The sequence below is a fragment of the Glaciecola punicea ACAM 611 genome (assembly GCF_000252165.1).
GTDB classification, from domain to species: domain Bacteria; phylum Pseudomonadota; class Gammaproteobacteria; order Enterobacterales; family Alteromonadaceae; genus Glaciecola; species Glaciecola punicea.
In genome coordinates, this window is sequence record NZ_BAET01000014.1 from 1 (window position 1) to 18,846 (window position 18,846).

At 42.8% G+C, this 18,846-nt stretch carries 20 protein-coding genes; 7 read left to right on the forward strand and 13 right to left on the reverse strand.

The window, feature by feature from the left end:
• Nucleotides 1-45 precede the first annotated feature (45 nt).
• Nucleotides 46-624 (forward strand): DTW domain-containing protein, encoded by a 579-nt coding sequence (locus GPUN_RS06935; RefSeq protein ID WP_006004886.1) that lies wholly within the window; start codon nt 46-48, stop codon nt 622-624.
• A gap of 16 nt (nt 625-640) precedes the next feature.
• Here GPUN_RS06935 and GPUN_RS06940 read toward each other — a convergent pair whose 3' ends face one another.
• Complete coding sequence (locus GPUN_RS06940; RefSeq protein ID WP_006004888.1) at nt 641-850, reverse strand: hypothetical protein; 210 nt, start codon at nt 848-850, stop codon at nt 641-643.
• Between the two features lie 167 nt (nt 851-1,017).
• Complete coding sequence (locus tag GPUN_RS06945) at nt 1,018-1,365, reverse strand: hypothetical protein (protein WP_006004890.1); 348 nt, start codon at nt 1,363-1,365, stop codon at nt 1,018-1,020.
• Between the two features lie 670 nt (nt 1,366-2,035).
• On the opposite strand from GPUN_RS06945, the gene apt reads away from it, so the two are divergent.
• From apt to adk, 6 genes are all read left to right on the forward strand, one after another.
• Complete coding sequence (gene apt / locus GPUN_RS06950; protein WP_006004895.1) at nt 2,036-2,572, forward strand: adenine phosphoribosyltransferase; 537 nt, start codon at nt 2,036-2,038, stop codon at nt 2,570-2,572.
• Nucleotides 2,573-2,579: 7 nt separating this feature from the next.
• Nucleotides 2,580-4,781 (forward strand): DNA polymerase III subunit gamma/tau, encoded by a 2,202-nt coding sequence (gene dnaX, locus GPUN_RS06955; protein ID WP_006004897.1) that lies wholly within the window; start codon nt 2,580-2,582, stop codon nt 4,779-4,781.
• Between the two features lie 35 nt (nt 4,782-4,816).
• The gene (locus tag GPUN_RS06960) at nt 4,817-5,143 is read left to right on the forward strand and encodes a YbaB/EbfC family nucleoid-associated protein (RefSeq protein ID WP_006004898.1); all 327 of its coding nucleotides are present in this window, start codon (nt 4,817-4,819) and stop codon (nt 5,141-5,143) included.
• A gap of 114 nt (nt 5,144-5,257) precedes the next feature.
• The gene (recR, locus tag GPUN_RS06965; protein ID WP_006004901.1) at nt 5,258-5,857 is read left to right on the forward strand and encodes a recombination mediator RecR; all 600 of its coding nucleotides are present in this window, start codon (nt 5,258-5,260) and stop codon (nt 5,855-5,857) included.
• 107 nt (nt 5,858-5,964) lie between these two features.
• A complete protein-coding gene (gene htpG, locus GPUN_RS06970; RefSeq protein ID WP_006004903.1) occupies nt 5,965-7,896 on the forward strand; it encodes a molecular chaperone HtpG in 1,932 nt (643 codons plus the stop codon).
• A 233-nt stretch (nt 7,897-8,129) separates the two neighbouring features.
• Entirely contained in the window at nt 8,130-8,774 is a 645-nt protein-coding gene (gene adk / locus GPUN_RS06975) for an adenylate kinase (protein WP_006004905.1), read from the forward strand.
• A gap of 84 nt (nt 8,775-8,858) precedes the next feature.
• Here the strand turns inward: adk and GPUN_RS06980 are convergent, their stop codons facing one another.
• The 11 genes from GPUN_RS06980 to hisD all read right to left on the reverse strand — a co-directional run bounded on the left by GPUN_RS06980 (nt 8,859) and on the right by hisD (nt 18,842).
• Nucleotides 8,859-10,475 carry a GMC family oxidoreductase gene (locus GPUN_RS06980; RefSeq protein ID WP_006004907.1) on the reverse strand — a complete coding sequence of 539 codons (1,617 nt, stop codon included), beginning with the start codon at nt 10,473-10,475 and terminating at the stop codon, nt 8,859-8,861.
• Nucleotides 10,476-10,546: 71 nt separating this feature from the next.
• The gene (locus GPUN_RS06985) at nt 10,547-10,795 is read right to left on the reverse strand and encodes a DUF6482 family protein (RefSeq protein WP_006004909.1); all 249 of its coding nucleotides are present in this window, start codon (nt 10,793-10,795) and stop codon (nt 10,547-10,549) included.
• A 59-nt stretch (nt 10,796-10,854) separates the two neighbouring features.
• Nucleotides 10,855-11,352, reverse strand: coding sequence for a DUF2244 domain-containing protein (locus tag GPUN_RS06990; protein WP_006004913.1), 498 nt, complete (start codon nt 11,350-11,352; stop codon nt 10,855-10,857).
• Between the two features lie 492 nt (nt 11,353-11,844).
• On the reverse strand, nt 11,845-12,318 hold the full coding sequence (locus GPUN_RS06995; protein WP_006004915.1) for an Hsp20 family protein: 474 nt from the start codon (nt 12,316-12,318) through the stop codon (nt 11,845-11,847).
• 216 nt (nt 12,319-12,534) lie between these two features.
• Nucleotides 12,535-13,155, reverse strand: coding sequence for a bifunctional phosphoribosyl-AMP cyclohydrolase/phosphoribosyl-ATP diphosphatase HisIE (gene hisIE, locus GPUN_RS07000; RefSeq protein WP_006004917.1), 621 nt, complete (start codon nt 13,153-13,155; stop codon nt 12,535-12,537).
• A gap of 67 nt (nt 13,156-13,222) precedes the next feature.
• Nucleotides 13,223-13,996 carry an imidazole glycerol phosphate synthase subunit HisF gene (hisF, locus tag GPUN_RS07005; RefSeq protein ID WP_006004920.1) on the reverse strand — a complete coding sequence of 258 codons (774 nt, stop codon included), beginning with the start codon at nt 13,994-13,996 and terminating at the stop codon, nt 13,223-13,225.
• Nucleotides 13,978-14,715 (reverse strand): 1-(5-phosphoribosyl)-5-[(5-phosphoribosylamino)methylideneamino]imidazole-4-carboxamide isomerase, encoded by a 738-nt coding sequence (gene hisA, locus GPUN_RS07010; RefSeq protein WP_006004923.1) that lies wholly within the window; start codon nt 14,713-14,715, stop codon nt 13,978-13,980. Before hisA ends, hisF begins: the two co-directional genes overlap by 19 nt.
• Before the next feature lie 5 nt (nt 14,716-14,720).
• Nucleotides 14,721-15,335, reverse strand: a complete 615-nt coding sequence (hisH, locus tag GPUN_RS07015) for an imidazole glycerol phosphate synthase subunit HisH (protein WP_006004925.1) — start codon at nt 15,333-15,335, stop codon at nt 14,721-14,723.
• On the reverse strand, nt 15,336-16,406 hold the full coding sequence (hisB, locus tag GPUN_RS07020; RefSeq protein WP_006004927.1) for a bifunctional histidinol-phosphatase/imidazoleglycerol-phosphate dehydratase HisB: 1,071 nt from the start codon (nt 16,404-16,406) through the stop codon (nt 15,336-15,338).
• Nucleotides 16,403-17,524 (reverse strand): histidinol-phosphate transaminase, encoded by a 1,122-nt coding sequence (hisC, locus tag GPUN_RS07025; protein ID WP_006004929.1) that lies wholly within the window; start codon nt 17,522-17,524, stop codon nt 16,403-16,405. Before hisC ends, hisB begins: the two co-directional genes overlap by 4 nt.
• Nucleotides 17,517-18,842 (reverse strand): histidinol dehydrogenase, encoded by a 1,326-nt coding sequence (gene hisD, locus GPUN_RS07030; RefSeq protein ID WP_141567243.1) that lies wholly within the window; start codon nt 18,840-18,842, stop codon nt 17,517-17,519. Before hisD ends, hisC begins: the two co-directional genes overlap by 8 nt.
• Between the last annotated feature and the right edge of the window lie 4 nt (nt 18,843-18,846).

The window sequence follows — 18,846 nt, forward strand, 5'->3', positions numbered from 1 at the left end:
CGGTTTTCGAACTCAGCAGTGAAACGTATATACTAAGGATTTAGAATGACATCAAAACGTTTATACTGCGCTCACTGCGATTATCCAAGTTCAACGTGCGTATGCAGCGCTATAGGCAGTATTCAACTCCCTATAAGCGTAATTATTCTCCAGCACAAAAAAGAAGTATTCCACGCGAAAAACACAATAAGACTAGCGTGCTTAGTTTCGCCATCGATACGTGTAATTAGCACAGCTTTGTGTGAACAAGTAAACAACACACTTACATCTTTAGATGCTAATAATACAGCGGTAATTTATCCCTCAAATGAGAGCAAAGCAATTGAGAATAACCAACATCTTTATAAAAACATAAAAACACTGATTTTTTTAGACGGTAGCTGGAAGCAAGCTTACTCAATATGGCGAGACTTTCCACTGTTGCAGAGGTTCATGCAAATGCATTTTAAATCAGCGCCGCCTAAACAATACAGCATAAGGAAATCTAAGAAGGAGCATCAGTTATCTAGTATAGAGGCGCTAAGTTATTCAATATCTATCGTGACAAAGATCGATACAAGTGAATACTTGAGTGCGCTTGCTAAAATGCAAAAATATTGGCCTAACATTGATTCAAAACCTTAACGCTTCCAGAGCCTAATTAGTAGCAAGAATTTGGCGTTGAGTCTGGGTTGACATCACCGCCAACTTCATCAGGATCAATATTGTGGTCTAATAGGATTTCTCTGACATAACTTATGTGGTCCAACACATGCTGGTAATTATCACCATATTCAAATTTATTAACTTCTATAGATTTTGGCATATAAGTAAAGGCTATTTTTAATGCATGCAGTTCTTCTGCTTTCATGACGTTCTCACTGTTTTGTTGTTTTAAAAGCTTAATCTAAAAATATATTTAACACCAGTTTCGTGTTGACAAATATGAGCCTAAGAATCTCTATTTATGTCGATATCACTTATATCATTGGCTATTTTACTCCTATTTAAAATTAAGCAGATTATTTTTCAAGCTGATTAAGCGTTAATAAGCGTTATAGAGATAAATGCTTTTACTATAATATTGGGTAAGATCATGCATAAAGGCAGTAAGTCATTATTGCACCGAGCTTTATAATTGGCATAGGTGAGACTGCCTGTAAGATTAATCGCTTTTACCACACCTGCATTATCAATATAACTGACTAAAATCCAGTCGGTGGTGCCTCCTTTAAATAGCCTTAGTTTTTTACTATAATCTTCTGAAATTTGGTGACGAGCTCGCTTAATGCGCACATTATTACTTAGTGCTAGTACAGTACCTTTTCCTATTAGATGTTCAAAATAAAAAGTTATTACAGAGTTTAGTTGTTTATAAGGGAACATAACAAGAACCCGCCACATAGACAGATATCCTCATGTCTAGTGGCGTATTCAGAAATAGGGTTGCCAAAATACTTGGAAATTCCATCCATACGAGCAACACTTGCAGTGTCCTAGGTCGTGTTAGCCAATCAAACGTGCGAATTAGGTTTTTATAACAACAGATTGTCTGCATTTATCAAACCAGTAACTAGGCCAACAAGAATGCCAACTACTACAAGGGCAATATCGCAAGAACTTTGATATTGAAAGAGAATAATTGGTGTGCAATTGAAAAAGTTCAACCAACGCTAGCGAACGAGGGAGAGTATCCGAATTCGTTTAGTAAATTGACACTATGGTATGTCAAACGTATATTCTATTTACAACAAAACATTAATTTTCATACTATTTGAATGACACAAACCTGTTTTTCTTCATCGTGATCAAGTATTATTCTGCTTCGAAAATATTTAGGATTTTGAGGTTGTATTCATGAGTGATGACACCGAGTTTAAAGAAGTATTTAACTGGTGGTATTTTTTCGCTATCGTGGTCACATTGTTGGCTTTCCCTTTGCTTCATATAGTAGCTTGGGCAGTTAAAATGTTTCTTAATTAGGTAGTTTACAAGCTATGAAAAATAACATCATTTTAAATAGCATTACTGCAAGAAACACATAAAAGGAAAGAGTGTGTCCCAAAAATTGATCAAAGACGCCGTTACCACCATTATCGATTATCCTAAGCCAGGGATCTTGTTTCGCGATGTAACCAGCGTGCTGCAAAACTACGAAGCCTTTCAAGCGTGTATCGACTTACTAAAAAACCAGTATAGTCGCTTAAAATTTGATAAAGTAGTGGGAACTGAGGCACGTGGATTCTTATTTGGGGCGCCGCTAGCGTTAGCGCTTGGCGTTGGTTTTGTACCAGTTCGTAAGCCTAAAAAATTGCCTCGAGAAGTCATTTCTGAATCATATGAGCTTGAATATGGCACTGATGTTTTAGAAATACATAAAGACGCTATAAGCCCAGGCGACAGGGTACTTATGATTGACGATTTGCTTGCTACTGGCGGTACTATGATTGCCACAGCAACACTTATCCGTCGCTTAGGCGGCGTGGTTGAACACGCTGGCTTTATTATTTCTTTGCCCGACATTGGCGGAAAAGCAAAACTTAAAGCGGCTAACATTACACCATATTGTATATGTGAATTCGACGGAGACTAATTAGCCGATGAGCTATCAAGTTCTGGCAAGAAAATGGCGCCCTCAAACCTTTTCTGAATTGGTAGGGCAACAGCATGTTGTTGATGCAATATCAAACGCTCTTAAAAACGATAAGCTTCATCATGCCTATCTGTTCACGGGAACGCGAGGCGTCGGTAAAACGACGATAGCACGAATTTTTTCAAAAAGTTTGAACTGTGAGCAAGGTCAAAGCGCTAACCCCTGCGGCGTGTGTGACACCTGCATGGATATAAGTGATGGTCGCTATGTCGATTTACTTGAAATTGATGCCGCCTCGCGCACTAAAGTCGAGGATACACGTGAATTACTTGATAACGTTCAATACCGTCCAACACGCGGGAAATACAAAGTTTATCTAATAGATGAAGTGCACATGCTGTCAAAACATAGTTTTAATGCACTCTTAAAAACCCTTGAAGAGCCGCCTGAGCACGTGAAGTTTTTACTTGCGACAACCGATCCACAGAAGCTGCCAGTAACCGTACTCTCACGGTGTTTACAGTTTAGTTTAAAGGCTCTCACGACAGAGCAAATCCAAGATCATTTAGCGTATATTCTGGGCCAAGAACAAATTCAGTACGAGCTATCTGCGCTGGCACAAATAGCGCGAGCGGCGCAAGGCAGTATTCGCGATTCATTAAGTTTGACCGATCAGGCAATTGCACAAGGGAACAATCAAGTTAGCTTGGTAGTGGTGGCCACTATGCTTGGTTTGTTAAATAAAAACCATATTGTGAAGTTGGTTAAGCATATATGTGAGCGTGACAGTGTAAATGCTATAGCCCAGCTTGAAGATATATGCGCACAGTCACCTGATTATTTTCAAGTCTTGTCTCAACTTTTAGGCTTGCTGCATCAAATAGCGTTGACACAAGTTGTGCCCCAGGTATGCAAACTAGACACTGATTCTGCCAAAGGTATTTATACCCTGGCAAAAAGTTTATCTAAGGAACATATTCAAATTTTGTATCAAATTGGCGTGAATGGTAAGCGTGATTTACCCCATGCGCCTGATGCGCGCACTGGCCTGCAAATGACAATATTAAGAATGCTCGCATTTTCGCCTGTGCAAAAGATTGATTTAGACATTGCTAGCTTGATTATCACCAGTAATACTGTGCCTGCGTTTGAATCTTTACCTGAGCCAATAGCGCCGACAATGCAAACACATGATTTACAAGATAGTGATGCTACACAAAAGTCGAATGAGCCTTCTTTAGACGCCGGACTTCAACAGTTAAGTGGTGAAATCACAGGGCAGTCATTATCTCAGCAGACATCGACTAGTGCTAACCCTACAGCCCTAAGCGGTGAACTTGAGCCATCATCACCGCAAAATAAATCACAAGATAGCGATGTACCGTTCAAACAGGGGCCATCAATTAACGCATCTCAAGCGCCTTTTTTTGATGATGAACAGCCCCCATTGCCAGATGAAGAGCCGCCTATATCTACGGATATGTTTGGCGATGAATTTGCATCAAATAACAATGAAAACCAATTTACTGAGCCACAGCAAAGTGAATCACGTTCGCTCAATCTAGCTTCTATTCAAACGCCAGATCATCGTAAGCAAGCTAGTGCAAACACAAGCGCAACTGCTAATACCTATGATTTACTAAAGGTGAGCCAGCAGCTGAAGCAGTATACCAAAGACAAAGAAGAGGATTCAAACGCAAAAAAGTCTGAACCTGAGACCCCAGCCACTCAAGTGGTTGAGGACGGCTTTGCGTATAAAATGGGTCATAAATTTGCACCTTTTTCTGGGGTGCTGTCGGCGTTTTTAAGCAACGGTGAGAAACTTACAAACGCATCGCAGATTGATCAATGGAGCGCGTTTGTCAATGCCACCGATATTCAAGCGCTTACCAGACAGTTATTAATAAACACTACGTGCTCAACTTTATCTAACCCACTGATGTTGACACTTGCTAATGAAAATCATCAGATTAACGAAGGATCTTTAGTTGAAAAAATACAGGTAACAGTGTCGGAGTTATTAGGAGAACAGATTGAAGTTGATATTGTCCTTGGCGATGTTCAAAACACTCCTTTTCAGATACAAAGTAGTATAAATGACATGCGTATGCGTTACGCACTTGAACTAATAAACACCACCGAGTCTATTCAAGAGCTTATGAAAGCGTTTGATGCAAAAGTAGTCGACGGCAGCGTAACAGCAAGATAAGCAAATAATTAACACATAACGAAAGAGAGGACAGTATGTTTAAAGGCGGCATGGGTAATATGATGAAACAGGCCCAACAAATGCAAGAAAAAATGCAAAAAGCGCAAGCAGATTTAGCCACAATTGAAGTCGTGGGCGAGTCAGGCGCTGGTATGGTTAAAATTACCATGGCCTGTAATCATAACGTACGCCGCGTACAGGTTGACGACGCTTTAGTTGGCGACGACAAAGAAATGCTCGAAGATTTAGTCGCAGCAGCCATGAACGACGCCGTTCGCCGCGTACAAGAAACCACCAAAGAAAAGATGGGCGATGTGACCGGTACAATGGGACTTCCAGACGGGTTTAAAATGCCGTTTTAAAAACGCTAAATAGTTGCGACAGTGTCGCAACTATTATTTATGTCATGTGGTCAGTGAGAAATTCAGAGAAGCTCATATATTTTGCAAAATATTTAAAGGTACAATAAAATAAGCATGTCACACAGCCCCTTAATAGACGAACTCATTACCGCTTTTAAATGCCTTCCGGGCGTTGGTGCTAAAAGCGCCCAGCGAATGACATTCAATCTGCTAGAACGTAACCGTGGGGGCGCTCTAAAGCTCAGCCAAGCATTACACAACGCAATGGAGCACATCAACAACTGCGAGCAATGTAGAACGTTTACTGAGGCGCAGTTGTGTAATTTATGCAACAACCCAAGTCGCGCAGAGTCGCAGCAAATTTGTATTGTTGAGTCGCCCCAAGACGTATTGGCAATAGAGCAAACAAGCCAGTTCAAAGGTACGTACTTTGTGCTAATGGGACATTTGTCGCCTATAGACGGGATTGGGCCGAATGAAATTGGTTTAGACATATTGGCGCAGCGTTTACAGCAAGATAAAATTGAAGAAGTTATTCTAGCCACCAACCCCACTGTGGAAGGTGAAGCCACTGCGCATTATATCTCCCAAATGTGCAAAAAGCATAGTATAAGAACTACCCGAATAGCGCATGGTGTGCCGGTAGGCGGCGAATTAGAATATATAGACGGCAATACACTCACCCACGCCTTTAGTGGCCGCAGAGAGTTTTAGTTTTTCTTAAAATATATTCACTAAAACTGTTGAATTTACTCAAATCACCCTCAAATCTACTCCACAACAAAATCACTCACTTTTAGATTTACAGGAGACCCTTTATCATGACTGAAAAAGTCCAACACGAAACGCATGGTTTTCAAGCCGAAGTTAAGCAACTGCTGCAACTAATGATCCATTCTTTGTATTCAAACAAAGAAATTTTCTTGCGCGAACTTGTATCAAACGCTGCCGATGCGGCTGACAAGCTGCGCTTTAAAGCACTTTCTAATGCCGACCTTTACGAAGGCGACGGCGAACTTAACGTAAGGCTTAGCGTGAATAAAGACGCCGGTACGTTAACGGTGTCTGACAACGGCATAGGCATGAGTAAAGAAGAAGTTATTAAAAACTTAGGTACTATCGCAAAATCAGGTACAGCTGAGTTTTTCGGCAAGCTCTCAGGCGACGAAGCCAAAGACTCATCTCTTATTGGTCAATTTGGTGTAGGCTTTTATTCTGCATTCATAGTGGCCGATAAAGTAACTGTTAATACGCGTGCTGCTGGTGCAAAAGCTAGCGAAGGCGTGCAATGGATTTCTGCTGGTGAGGGTGAATTCGCGGTTGCCGATATTGAAAAGCAAGGCCGTGGCACAGAAATTATTCTGCATATAAAAGAAGAAGAAAAAGAATTTTTAGATGACTGGCGCTTACGTTCAATCATTACTAAATATTCTGATCACATTAGTATTCCGGTAGAGCTTTATAAAGAAGAAGTGCCTGAGAGCGAAGGTCCTGATGGTCCCGATGGTGAAAAAATCCCAGCCCAGTCAGGCGTTTGGGAAACGGTAAATAAAGCTACTGCGATGTGGACACGTGAAAAGTCTGACATATCAGACGAAGAGTACACCGAATTTTATAAGCATGTATCACGTGACTACGCCGACCCTTTATCTTGGTCACACAATAAAGTAGAAGGTAAAACAGAGTATACAAGTTTACTTTATATACCATCTAAAGCTCCGTTTGACCTGTGGAACCGCGAGCAGACTAGCGGTCTTAAACTGTATGTTCAGCGCGTTTTCATAATGGACGATGCAGAGCAATTCATGCCTACTTATTTACGCTTTGTAAAAGGCTTGCTTGACTCAAACGATTTACCGCTGAATGTGTCTCGTGAAATATTACAAGACAATAAAATTACCCAAGCTATTCGCCAAGGCTGTACTAAGCGCATTTTGAGTATGCTAGAAAAAATGGCTAAGAACGACGCCCAAAAGTATCAAGCTTTCTACAATGAATTTGGTAACGTATTAAAAGAAGGCCCGGCTGAAGATTTTGCCAATAAAGAAAAAATTGCTGGTTTGTTACGATTCGCTACGACGCATAATGACGGTAACGAGCAAACAGTATCGCTTGCGCAGTATATTGAGCGTATGCCAGAGGGCCAAGAGACTATTTATTATGTGACAGCCGATTCATACCAAGCAGCTCGCACTAGCCCTCATTTGGAAGTGTTCCGTAAGAAAGGGCGAGAAGTGCTATTGTTGGGCGAGCGTATTGACGAATGGTTAATGTCACACCTAAATGAATTTGATGGTAAGACCCTAAAGTCTGCGGCTAGCGCTAGCGTAGATTTGAGCGACTTAGACGATGACGAAACTAAGAAAGCTAAAGAAGATGCAGAAAAAGCGGTTGAAGGCTTGCTTGTCCGTATGAAAGCAGCATTAGGCGAAAAAGTGTCTGACGTTAAGTTTACCCATAGGCTAACTGACTCACCCGCTTGTATAGTCGCTACCGACGACGGTATGACAACGCAAATGGCAAAACTAATGCAGTCTGCTGGCCAAGCAGTACCAGAGCCTAAGTATATTTTTGAGCTAAACCCAGAGCATGACTTAGTTAAGATTGTGTCTGACGTGCAAGACGAGGAACAGTTCTCACAGTGGACACAAGTGCTATATGACCAAGCCGCTTTATCAGAGCAAGGCAGCTTGAAAGAGCCTGCTAGTTTTGTCAAAAACTTAAACGCTTTACTGGCGAATTTAGTAAGATAAAACAGCGGTAAAGCGTTAACAATAAAAGCCAATATGACATCGTCATCATGTTGGCTTTTTTATGCGTTAAAGCGATACAAATGAAGTGTTTGCATGCGGGAAATAGATTACGCCTAAAGTATGATGAATTTTACTGAATAGCGCTTGTCTATGCCCCACCTAAGAGGTAGAGTTTATTTAATATAAAATTTACATTTCTCAATACTAATCAAATAATAAGGTGGAAGATCTTAATGCGCATTATTCTTCTTGGTGCCCCTGGCGCCGGCAAAGGAACGCAGGCTCAGTTTTTAATGAATAAGTTTGGTATACCGCAAATTTCTACGGGCGACATGCTTCGTTCAGCCATTAAGGCAGGCACCGAAATGGGTTTAGCGGCTAAAAAAGTAATGGACACTGGTAATTTGGTATCAGATGACATAATAATAGGCTTGGTAAAAGAGCGCATAGCCCAAGCTGACTGCGAAAATGGTTTCTTACTCGACGGCTTCCCACGTACTATTGTGCAGGCCGACGCCATGAAAGAGGCTCAGGTTAAAATAGATAACGTAATAGAGTTTGATGTACCAGACGACGTAATAGTTGAACGTATGAGTGGTCGAAGAGTGCATCCTGCTTCAGGTCGTGTGTATCATATAAGCTATAATCCACCTAAAGTTGAAGGTAAAGACAACGAAACTGGCGATGACCTAATCGTGCGTGAAGATGATAAAGAAAGCACCGTGAGAGATCGTCTGGCCGTGTATCATACGCAAACAGAGCCCTTAATTGAATATTACTCAAGCGCCGCCGATGAAGGCGTGTGTGTGTATAATAAGCTCGACGGAACACAGTCTGTCGATGTGGTCAGCTCACAGCTATCAACCTTATTATATTAACAAATAATTGTGAATAAAAAGGTCCTGCTAATCGGTAGATTATTAGGATCTTTCTTTATGTAATGTAAGCAAGGATAGCGTAGGCTAACATGGGGTTTCTCTTGCGTTAAACGCCTTTATCATATCTGCCGCTTTTTCAGCAATCATTATCGTAGGCGCGTTAGTGTTACCTCCGATAATTGTGGGCATTATAGAGGCATCGACCACTCTCAACTTAGTCAATCCTTTAACCTGAAGCGCTGAATTTACCACACTGCTTGGGTCGTCTTCTCTGCCCATTTTACAGGTGCCTACCGGATGATAAATAGATTCCGCGTTACCCCTAATATAGTCAATTATTTGTTCATCTGTTTGTAAGGTTGCATTAGGCATATAGGCGCTAGCATCTTTGCCTAATGGCCCGGTTGTTGCCACTTTATGCGCCCATTTATAGCCAGCCAGCATAGGCGCAATATCAGCTTCATTTTGCAAATAATTAGGTTCGATGCAAACGACTACTTTACCCTTTTTAAGGCTTAAGGAGACACTGCCGCGACTTTTGGGGTATAAGTTGCAAAAATGAAAGGTAAAGCCGTGGCCGAATGGCTTGGTGCGCCCATGATCAAGCAGTAGTCCAGGTAAAAAATGTATTTGTATATCAGGAACGGTCTTTTCGCTGGATGATTTAATAAAGGCACCGCCTTCAGCAATGTTAGACGTAAGCAAGCCCTTTTTATGACGCCAATACTGATAAGGTGCAGTAGCGTTTTTTATTATACTGCTAAATGATAGACCATAGCCCTTGGTCTGTTTTTGTTTAAATAAAATAGTGCCGTCTAAATGATCCTGTAGGTTTTTGCCTACGCCAGGCAAGTCGAGCACAAGCTTTATACCTACACGCTCAAGCTCTTCTTTAGGGCCTATACCTGATTGTAATAATAACTGCGGAGAATTGATTGCGCCTGCACATAGTAGCACTTCTTTATTTGCGCTAAGAATGCTAAGTTTGTTTTTTATTAATACGTTCACGCCTGTTGCAGCGCCGTTTTCAATAACGATTGAAGATACATCGCTCTGCGTAAAAATAGTCAGGTTAGGCCTATCTTTTACACTGTCGCTTAAATAGCCTTTGGCAGTGGAGCAGCGAGAACCGTTGGACTGCGTTACCTGATAAAGACCAACTCCTTCTTGACTTAAGCCATTAAAGTCAGGGTTTTGAGCAGTACCGGCAAGCTTGCCTGACTCTATGTAGTCTAATGTGACTGGGTTAACGTGCTTCAGATCACTAACCGATAAGGGCCCCGCGCCGCCGTGATAAGTCGAAATACCTCGGGAGTTATGTTCACTTTTTCGAAAGTAAGGCATTACACAAGACCAGTCCCAGCCTTGCGCACCCTGTTTTGCCCAGTCGTTATAGTTTTCAGGGTGTCCACGAATGTAACACATTGCGTTTATTGAGCTTGAACCGCCTAGCGTTTTGCCGCGAGGCCAATACATTGCCCGATTATTCATATGGGGCACTGGCGCCGATTCGTAATTCCAATTAAGAAAGGGTAGCTGGCTCATTAATGCGATGCCAAAAGGAATATGAATGGCTGGGTGCGTGTCTTTTTTGCCAGCTTCAAGTAAGCAAACAGTTATATTTGGATCTTGTGAAAGTCGACTGGCTAGTACACATCCCGCTGAACCGGCTCCCACTATTATGTAATCGTAAGCAGACAAATTAAACATTCCTTTTGCATCAAGTAGTCGCACTATGTTACACAATATAATAAGTACTTAGGAAGTTAAATTTACGACCAGTCTAGTTCCATCATTAGTTTTTGTTCAGGGTCTTGATTGCCACACATCTCATCGTATGGTGTGTTTTGCTTAAGCCATACTTGTTCAAATTCTTGGTCCGATAGCTGTTCCTTTATATCCCGTATAGACTGAAAACTTCTACTATTGCGATACTTGTCTTTTAATTGTTTTTCTCCAGAATTTCTACCAATACTGGCGATAAACGTACCGCCTTCAATTGATTCAATATATAAATTCATGTTTCATTAGCCAATAATGGTGTGCGTGTTTATTTAAACTCGTTTGCTAAGCGATTAGATCAGCTGATCCACCATTTGTTTCGGCAAATAATAAGGCCTGCACTTTGCAGCGCATCCTTTAGCTTTTTACGATCGTCCAAATTTAAGAACTCGCCCACTTCTTGCTTATGCTTATGGGTGCATAATGCTATGCGCGGAAGCTCCCAGTTATTTTCTGATTCTGAATAAAATACATTAAGCTGTGCTCTGGACATTTCAGCTAAGCTTTGTTTTTTGCGATAGCCGACCTCAACATTAACCACCGTAGGATCTATATAAATTGTCTGTTGGGTATGCGTGAATATCGATACTCGGTACATTAAGTAGGCAAACAGACCCACTTCAATCCCAGCAAAAGGAAGCACTATCCATGCGCCTACAAACGACCATGCTATTGCAATTGTCATTACAACAAAAACCATTACGGCAATGCCCCACTTTGTTTGCTGCCACGTTGCGGAGCGGTTAGGGGATAAAGTAATGATAGTGCTGCGATTATTGTACGTAGTTACTACCATACTAAACAGCCGTGGATACGTTAAGAATACTTGGCATAATAACCACCTTGGGTATAATCGCTAGGTTAATAGAAACAAAGTAATCTTTTTACGTCGGCTTTTAGTTTGCAGACCATTATCATACTTTTACTTATAAATCGGCTAAGAAGCGCGAACGCAGACATTGACACGGTGCCAATGTCTATTATGTTCACCGTAAAGTCTAACTTGCTTTTTTTTAGATGCAGGCTTTACCGTTTCTGGCGCCGGCGTTGATTTTTCTTCTTGGTCTGGGGTCTGCTTTTTAGTCGCGGCGGTTAACAGTCTCGCCAACTAAGTGCTGTAAGGTATCGCGCATAGCCCCGTGTTCTGGGCGCCGGGCGTCAGCGACGATCCATAAAAGGCGATAGTAAAGCCCGCCTAAGCAATATAGTATAAATGACAGCCATAAAAAAAGGCGCTGTTAAGCGCCTTTTAGGTGTCTAGGGAAACACATCAATCATGTAATAGAGCTTACTGATTTTCTATCACTGTGCTGCCAATATCAATTCTTCGAGGCTTCTGTGCTTCAGGAACCACGCGCTCTAAGTCTATATGAAGCATACCGTGTTGTAAGTCAGCGGCTAACACTTTTACGTTGTCACCTAATTGGAACTTGCGTTCGAAATTACGTTCGGAAATGCCTTTGTGTAGATACTTTCGCTGCTGCGTTTCTTCGCTGCCGGGTTCTTTGCTCGCGTTTTCAGTTTCTGACTCTTTGTTGCCTGTTACTTTTAAGGTGTTTTCTTGCACTTCAATGATCACGTCATCTTTTGCAAAGCCTGCAACAGCCATGGTAATACGGTACTTATCTTCGCCCAACAATTCTATATTGTATGGCGGATAGCTAGTTTGTTTTTCTTGGCGATTGGCGGTGTCAATCATAGACGCTAAGTGATCAGAGCCAATAAATGAACGGTATAATGGTGATAAATCGATGGTTCTCATGGTCATATCCTTCCTATTAAGCAATATGTAAGGTTGTTATTTACCTTATCCCGACTATTCGGCGATAAGCAGTTGATAAGCTAAAGGTTAATACCCTATTGGCTTTATCAGTGAACCCTTTCGGCGTCCACAATACATATATAGGATTGACTTATGATTTTTCAATTACTATTGACACATTATTTCTTATTTTTTTATAAGCTTATGATTTTAAACCTATTTATTATGACGTTCTTTTAATACTTTTATCGCGTCTGACAAACATAGGTCGCTAGCCTGCAGCAATACTATTAAGTGATAAATTAAATCTGCCGACTCGTTTTTAAGCTCTTCTAGGTCGCGAACCGTTGCCGCTAGCGCGGTTTCCACGCCTTCTTCGCCTACTTTTTGAGCAATGCGTTTAATGCCGCTGGCGTATAAAGATGCTGTGTAGCTAGAATCAGCAGGCGCATTTTTGCGCGATGCTATGACCGACTCTAACTGTGCTAAAAAACCTACATCACAAATGTTTGATTCATTCCAACATGAAGTTGTGCCTTTGTGACAGGTGGGACCATTCGCGTTTGCTAGCACCAGTAAACTGTCACTGTCACAGTCGGCGCTAATATCCACTAGCTCTAAGGTGTTGTTAGAGGTTTCACCTTTGGTCCATAAGCGCTGTTTGCTACGGCTAAAAAAAGTGACTAAACCCTTGCTTATAGTCGCATTAACCGCGTCTTTATTCATATACCCTAGCATAAGAACTTGTCCACTGGTGGCATCTTGAACGACACATGGTAGCAAACCTTTCATTTTGTCCCAGGCAAGCTCTTGTAAATTTTCTGATGTCACTTTCATGTGTGTTCCTATGTGTTTTTAACGCGAACATGGTGTTGTGGTGTTGTGGTGTTGACTGAATCTTCTTTTACTGTCTAATTTCAATACCCTGAGCGGCTAAATACGCCTTGAGTTCATCCATGGCAATAATGTTCTTATGAAATACCGAGGCAGCCAGTGCTCCGTCTACACCCGCTTGCTTAAATACCTCAGTAAAATGCGTCATGGTGCCGGCGCCGCCTGAGGCAATTAAGGGGACTTTGCATTTTTCACGTACTTTTGCTAACTGTTCAATATCGTAGCCGTTGCGCACACCGTCTTGGTTCATGCAGTTAAGCACTATTTCACCGGCGCCTGCGCTTTGTACTTCTTGTATCCAGTCGAGTGTTTGCCATTTTGTTTTTTGAGTGCGTGTTTCATCACCCGTGAACTGGTAAACCTCGTAGGCTTGGGTGTCGGGGTTAAAAAAACTATCGATGCCCACTACTACACACTGTTGCCCGAAGGTGTTGTATAAATCGGTTATTAACTGGACATTGCTAAGGGCAGGGCTGTTGACCGAAATCTTGTCTGCGCCCATAGCCAAAATATGACCGGCATCTTCAACGGTTTTTATGCCGCCGGCTACGCAAAATGGAATATCAATAACCTGTGCTATTTGGCTAACCCAGCTTTTGTCTACTACGCGTTCGTCGCTTGACGCAGTAATATCATAAAACACCAGTTCGTCAGCGCCAATTTGCGCATATCGCTGCGCAAGCGGCACTATGTCGCCAATAATTTCATGATTTCTGAATTTCACGCCTTTTACCACCACGCCATCGCGCACGTCTAAGCAAGGAATTATACGTTTTGCCAGCATGCGATTGCCTCCTCTAAGGTGAATTTACCTTCTAGCAAGGCTCTGCCGAGTATTACCCCTTGAACATGAGTGGGCTTAAGTGCGGTTATGTCGCTTAAACTGCCGATACCGCCCGATGCCTGCCATACAATATCTGGATATTGCGCTACAAGCTCTTTATACAAACCGTTATTGGCACCTTTTAAAGTGCCGTCTTTGCTTATGTCGGTGCATAATACGTGGATTAATCCTACTGATGAATAATGCGCGATGAGTGAATCGATACTCACCCCTGAGTTTTGCTGCCAGCCATGGGTAGCCACAAATTTATTGTTGTTTTTATCTATATTTACGTCAAGGGCAAGGACGATTTTTTCAGCCCCAAATTCTTCAAACCAGCCGGCCACTAAAGCTTGTTCGCTAACCGCTAAGGAGCCTATAACCACTCGGTCTACACCCGCCGCTAGGAGATCAATCACGTCTTGTTTACTGCGCACGCCGCCGCCTGCTTGAAACGCCATGAGGCCGGTTGCCACCATCGATTTAATCAACGGAATTTGGCGTAAACTAGGATCCTTAGCGCCGGTCAAATCCACTATATGCAGTATTTTAGCCCCTTGACTCGCGTAATCTTTCACCACTTCAACAGGGTCTAATTGATACTCAGTGGTTTGTGCGTAGTCGCCTTGGTATAAGCGCACCACTTTGCCTTGAATAAGATCGATAGCGGGTATAATCATGAAGCTTAAATCCTTGAAAAGTTTTTAAGTAACTGCGCGCCTGCGTCACTTGAGCGTTCGGGGTGAAACTGTACGCCAAAAAAGTTATCTTTATAAATTGCCGCTGAAAAATCGCTGTCATAATGACAGGTTGCTAAGGTATGTTCGTATTTTGCGAGACTATAGCCATGCACAAAATAAAAGTGTGCGCCCTCATCAATATCATCAAATAAAGGGTTATCGCTAAGGCTGTAAACTCTATTCCAACCCATGTGGGGCAATGTTAAATCACCTGCTTTCATTTTCTCAACATGGCCAGGTAACAGGCCTAAACAAGGCGTGTCTCGATGGTTGCCTAAATGATTTTCTTGTGAGCTTTGCACCATTAGCTGCATGCCTAAACAGACGCCTAACACAGGCTGTTGTAATGACTGGATACAAGCCGTAAGCTGCTTTCGCTCAATACTTGCCATTGCCGCTGGAGCGCTTCCTACACCGGGTAATATAACGCGCTGAGCTTGGTTTATTTCATTAACGTCGTCCGACACAAAGGCCTGAATACCTAAACGTTCTACCGCAAATTTGACCGACGCAATGTTAGCGCAGCCAGTATTAATAATAACTAGTGACGCCAGCGCCATTTACAGCGCACCTTTTGTACTTGGCATTACATCGCCTTGTTTGCTAATCGCTTGGCGAAGTGCACGGCCAAATACTTTAAACAAGCTTTCAACCTGATGATGTGCGTTACCCTCGGTGGTAGACAAGTGCAAAGACAAGCCCATGGACTGTGCAATAGAATAAAAGAAGTGAGGGACCATTTCAGTTGCCATTTCACCTACGCTATCGCGACTAAACTGCGCGTCAAACTGAAGGTGGGGGCGGTTTGAAATATCCATTAAACACTCCGCTCTACACTCATCCATAGGCAGCGCAAAACCAAAGCGGGCGATGCCACGCTTGTCGCCCAAGGCTTTTTTAAGCGCCTCGCCTAGCGCTAGTGCGGTATCTTCAACGCTGTGATGGTCGTCTATGTGCAGGTCACCGTCTACGTGTACCTGAAGATAAAAACCTGCATGGGTGGCCACTTGGTCAAGCATATGATCGAAAAAACCCATGCCGGTATGAATGTCAGACTTTTCTTGACTGTCGAGGTTAACCGCGACTTTTATCTTGGTTTCGGATGTGTTGCGTTCTACCACCGCGGTTCTGGCTTTGACGGTGATTTGTTTAACAATGCTATCCCAGTTGTTGACGGTGGAGTCGTACTTAATACCTACAATGCCCATGTTATTGGCTAATGCTATGTCAGTATCGCGATCGCCAATGACAAAAGAGCGGGTAAAGTCTACTTTGCCTTGCTGTAAATAGTCTTTTACCAAGCCCAGTTTAGGCTTGCGGCAGCTGCAGTCGTGACTATCAAAGTGTGGGCAAATGAGTACATCGTCAAATACCACGCCTTGGCTGCTAAATATTTGCATCATAACCTGATGCGGTGCATCGAAGGTTTCTTGTGGAAAGCTTTTAGTGCCTAAACCGTCTTGGTTTGACACCATTACTAGTCTAAAGCCTGCTTTTTGCAGTGCTAACAAACTAGGAATAACGTTGTTTTCAAATACCAATTTTTCTAGGCTGTCTAGCTGCTTATCAACAGGCGGCTCTTCCACTAGCGTACCGTCTCGGTCTATAAATAATATGGCTTGTTGACTCATCGTGCTACCTCTTGATTGGTCGAATGGCTGCCTTTTTGTTGTGAAAAAAAGGTCTCAATTAATGTCATTAGCTGGGCGTTTTGCTGTTTTGTACCAATGCTAATGCGTAAGCAGTTATCGAGCATGACTTGCTTTGACTGATCGCGAATAAGTACATTCTTTTCTACCAAGTAGTGCATAAGTGCTTTGCTGTGAGCGCTGTTAAATAATATAAAATTACCGCACTGATCGCCCATAAGGGTAATGCCTGCTACTTGCCTGAGCTGCTCGCTTAACAATGTGCGCTGAGCGCTTAAGCACTTTACGTTTGCCCGCATAAGCTCTATGCCAACTGTGCTTAATGCTTGCATCGCAATTTGGGCAACAGGATCGGGCACAGGGTAGGGGGCAATTACCTTTAATAATATGCTTTTTATGTGCACCGAACTTAGCACGAACCCACAGCGAATTCCGGCTAATGCAAAGCCTTTGGAAAGTGTGCGAAGAATCACTAAGTGCGGATATTTAGCCAACAGCGCAGTTTTTGCACAGCCTGCGCTAAATTCTATGTAGGCTTCATCAAGTACCACTATGGCATTATTACTGTAGGCGGTGAGTATGCACTCAAGATCTTCTTGCGCCATAATGGTGCCGGTAGGATTATTGGGTGAACATAAAAAAATTAATTTAACCTTGCCTACAAAGCTATTTATCGCGCTCACGTTTACACTGAAATCTTGGTTTAATAGCACTTTTTCTACGCCAACGTTAAACGTATTGGCACTTATGGCATACATGCCATAAGTAGGCGGGCAAATAAGCACGCTATCACGTCCGGGTTGGCAAAAAGCTCTAATTAATAGCTCAATACCTTCATCTGCACCTCGCGTAGTGACTATTTGCTCAGGCATAAGGCCTGTGTATTGTGCGTATTGGGCTAGCAGCTTAGGTGGCTGACAGTCTGGATAACGGTTTAGCAAGCTGCTTTGCAGGGTATATTCGTTCGCCTGTGGTGATTCATTAGCGTTAAGCCATACGCGCTGATTGCCCTCACTTGCGCCAAATAAGCGCCGAGCAGACTCATAAGGCGTAAGATCTCGCACATGCTGTGTGGTTAACTGTTCAAGCCAATCAGTCACTGACATTTCCCTTCGATATATTTAAGCGTAAGGCGACCGCATTTGCATGGGCATCTAGTCCTTCAGCGTTGGCTAAGTCGATAATTGCTTTGCCAATAATATTCAGACCGCTTCGGCTGATGGTTTGCACCGTAAATCGGCGCATAAAATCAAGCAGGCCTAAAGACGAGTAATTGCGCGCATAGCCATAGGTAGGCAACACGTGATTTGTGCCACTGGCATAGTCGCCTGCCGATTCTGGGGAAAACTCACCCACAAAGATTGAACCTGCATGCTTTACTTTCACTGCCACTTCGCTGGCATTCTGGGTTTGAATAATTAAATGCTCGGCGGCGTATTGATTAGTCACTTCAATAGACTGAGCCAGTGAATCAGTCACAATGAAGCGGCTATTGGCAATAGATTTTTCAGCAATGCTGTGGCGGCTCAGTTTGGGCAATTGCAGCAATACTTGCTGCTGCACTTGCTTGATAAAGTCGGCGTCATCGGCAATCACGACTGCTTGTGAGTCGGGTCCGTGCTCAGCCTGTGACAGCAAATCTGAGGCCACAAAACTTGGGTTTGCATACTTGTCGGCTAACACTAACACTTCTGATGGGCCTGCTGGCATGTCGATAGCGGCGCCTGCTACGTCTTTACTGACCTGCTGCTTAGCCTCTGTAACAAAGCTGTTGCCAGGGCCAAATATTTTATCGGCTTTAGGAATAGTGCTTGTTCCGTAGGCCATTGCGCCAATGGCTTGAGCGCCGCCGCACAAGTAAATATGTTCAATACCGCATTTGTGCGCTGCATATAATATCTCTGGCGCTATTTTACCCTGAGGCGAAGGCGGCGTGCATAATATGGGTAACTCACAGCCAGCAACTTGTGCGCTAACGCCTAACATTAGCACCGTTGACGGTAAGGGAGCACTGCCACCAGGTATATATAAACCCACTGTTTCTAACGCAACATGTCTTTGCTCACAAAGAACGCCAGGTTGGGTTTCAATGCTTATGTCGCGTGGTATTTGTGCTTCATGAAAGGTTTTTATGTTCTGGTAGGCCAAGTCAATGGCGCTTATTACATCAATGCTTAAGGCAGCTTTAGCCTGCGCTATTAGGGCTACAGGTAAGCGTAAGCCATCTTTTAATTCAGCTCGGTCAAACTCGCGGGTGTAGTCAAGCACCGCTTGATCGCCCGTGGTTTGTACACGCAGTAAAATTTTACTCACTGTGTCTTTTAGTAGAGCCGAGTTGGCTAAAGCGGGCCTAGCAAGTACTGCTGTTTGCATCGGCTTACTTAAGTCATTCCATATAATTGCTTGAGGCATTGTCATCGCA

What these genes read in the sequence shown, in the direction of transcription:
- GPUN_RS06935 (WP_006004886.1), top strand. Translation starts at nt 46, where the DNA reads ATGACATCAAAACGTTTATACTGCGCTCACTGCGATTATCCAAGTTCA.
- GPUN_RS06940 (WP_006004888.1), bottom strand. Translation starts at nt 850, where the DNA reads ATGAAAGCAGAAGAACTGCATGCATTAAAAATAGCCTTTACTTATATG.
- GPUN_RS06945 (WP_006004890.1), bottom strand. Translation starts at nt 1,365, where the DNA reads ATGTTCCCTTATAAACAACTAAACTCTGTAATAACTTTTTATTTTGAA.
- dnaX (WP_006004897.1), top strand. Translation starts at nt 2,580, where the DNA reads ATGAGCTATCAAGTTCTGGCAAGAAAATGGCGCCCTCAAACCTTTTCT.
- GPUN_RS06960 (WP_006004898.1), top strand. Translation starts at nt 4,817, where the DNA reads ATGTTTAAAGGCGGCATGGGTAATATGATGAAACAGGCCCAACAAATG.
- recR (WP_006004901.1), top strand. Translation starts at nt 5,258, where the DNA reads ATGTCACACAGCCCCTTAATAGACGAACTCATTACCGCTTTTAAATGC.
- htpG (WP_006004903.1), top strand. Translation starts at nt 5,965, where the DNA reads ATGACTGAAAAAGTCCAACACGAAACGCATGGTTTTCAAGCCGAAGTT.
- adk (WP_006004905.1), top strand. Translation starts at nt 8,130, where the DNA reads ATGCGCATTATTCTTCTTGGTGCCCCTGGCGCCGGCAAAGGAACGCAG.
- GPUN_RS06985 (WP_006004909.1), bottom strand. Translation starts at nt 10,795, where the DNA reads ATGAATTTATATATTGAATCAATTGAAGGCGGTACGTTTATCGCCAGT.
- GPUN_RS06990 (WP_006004913.1), bottom strand. Translation starts at nt 11,352, where the DNA reads ATGGTAGTAACTACGTACAATAATCGCAGCACTATCATTACTTTATCC.
- GPUN_RS06995 (WP_006004915.1), bottom strand. Translation starts at nt 12,318, where the DNA reads ATGAGAACCATCGATTTATCACCATTATACCGTTCATTTATTGGCTCT.
- hisIE (WP_006004917.1), bottom strand. Translation starts at nt 13,155, where the DNA reads ATGAAAGTGACATCAGAAAATTTACAAGAGCTTGCCTGGGACAAAATG.
- hisF (WP_006004920.1), bottom strand. Translation starts at nt 13,996, where the DNA reads ATGCTGGCAAAACGTATAATTCCTTGCTTAGACGTGCGCGATGGCGTG.
- hisA (WP_006004923.1), bottom strand. Translation starts at nt 14,715, where the DNA reads ATGATTATACCCGCTATCGATCTTATTCAAGGCAAAGTGGTGCGCTTA.
- hisH (WP_006004925.1), bottom strand. Translation starts at nt 15,335, where the DNA reads ATGGCGCTGGCGTCACTAGTTATTATTAATACTGGCTGCGCTAACATT.
- hisB (WP_006004927.1), bottom strand. Translation starts at nt 16,406, where the DNA reads ATGAGTCAACAAGCCATATTATTTATAGACCGAGACGGTACGCTAGTG.
- hisD (WP_141567243.1), bottom strand. Translation starts at nt 18,842, where the DNA reads ATGACAATGCCTCAAGCAATTATATGGAATGACTTAAGTAAGCCGATG.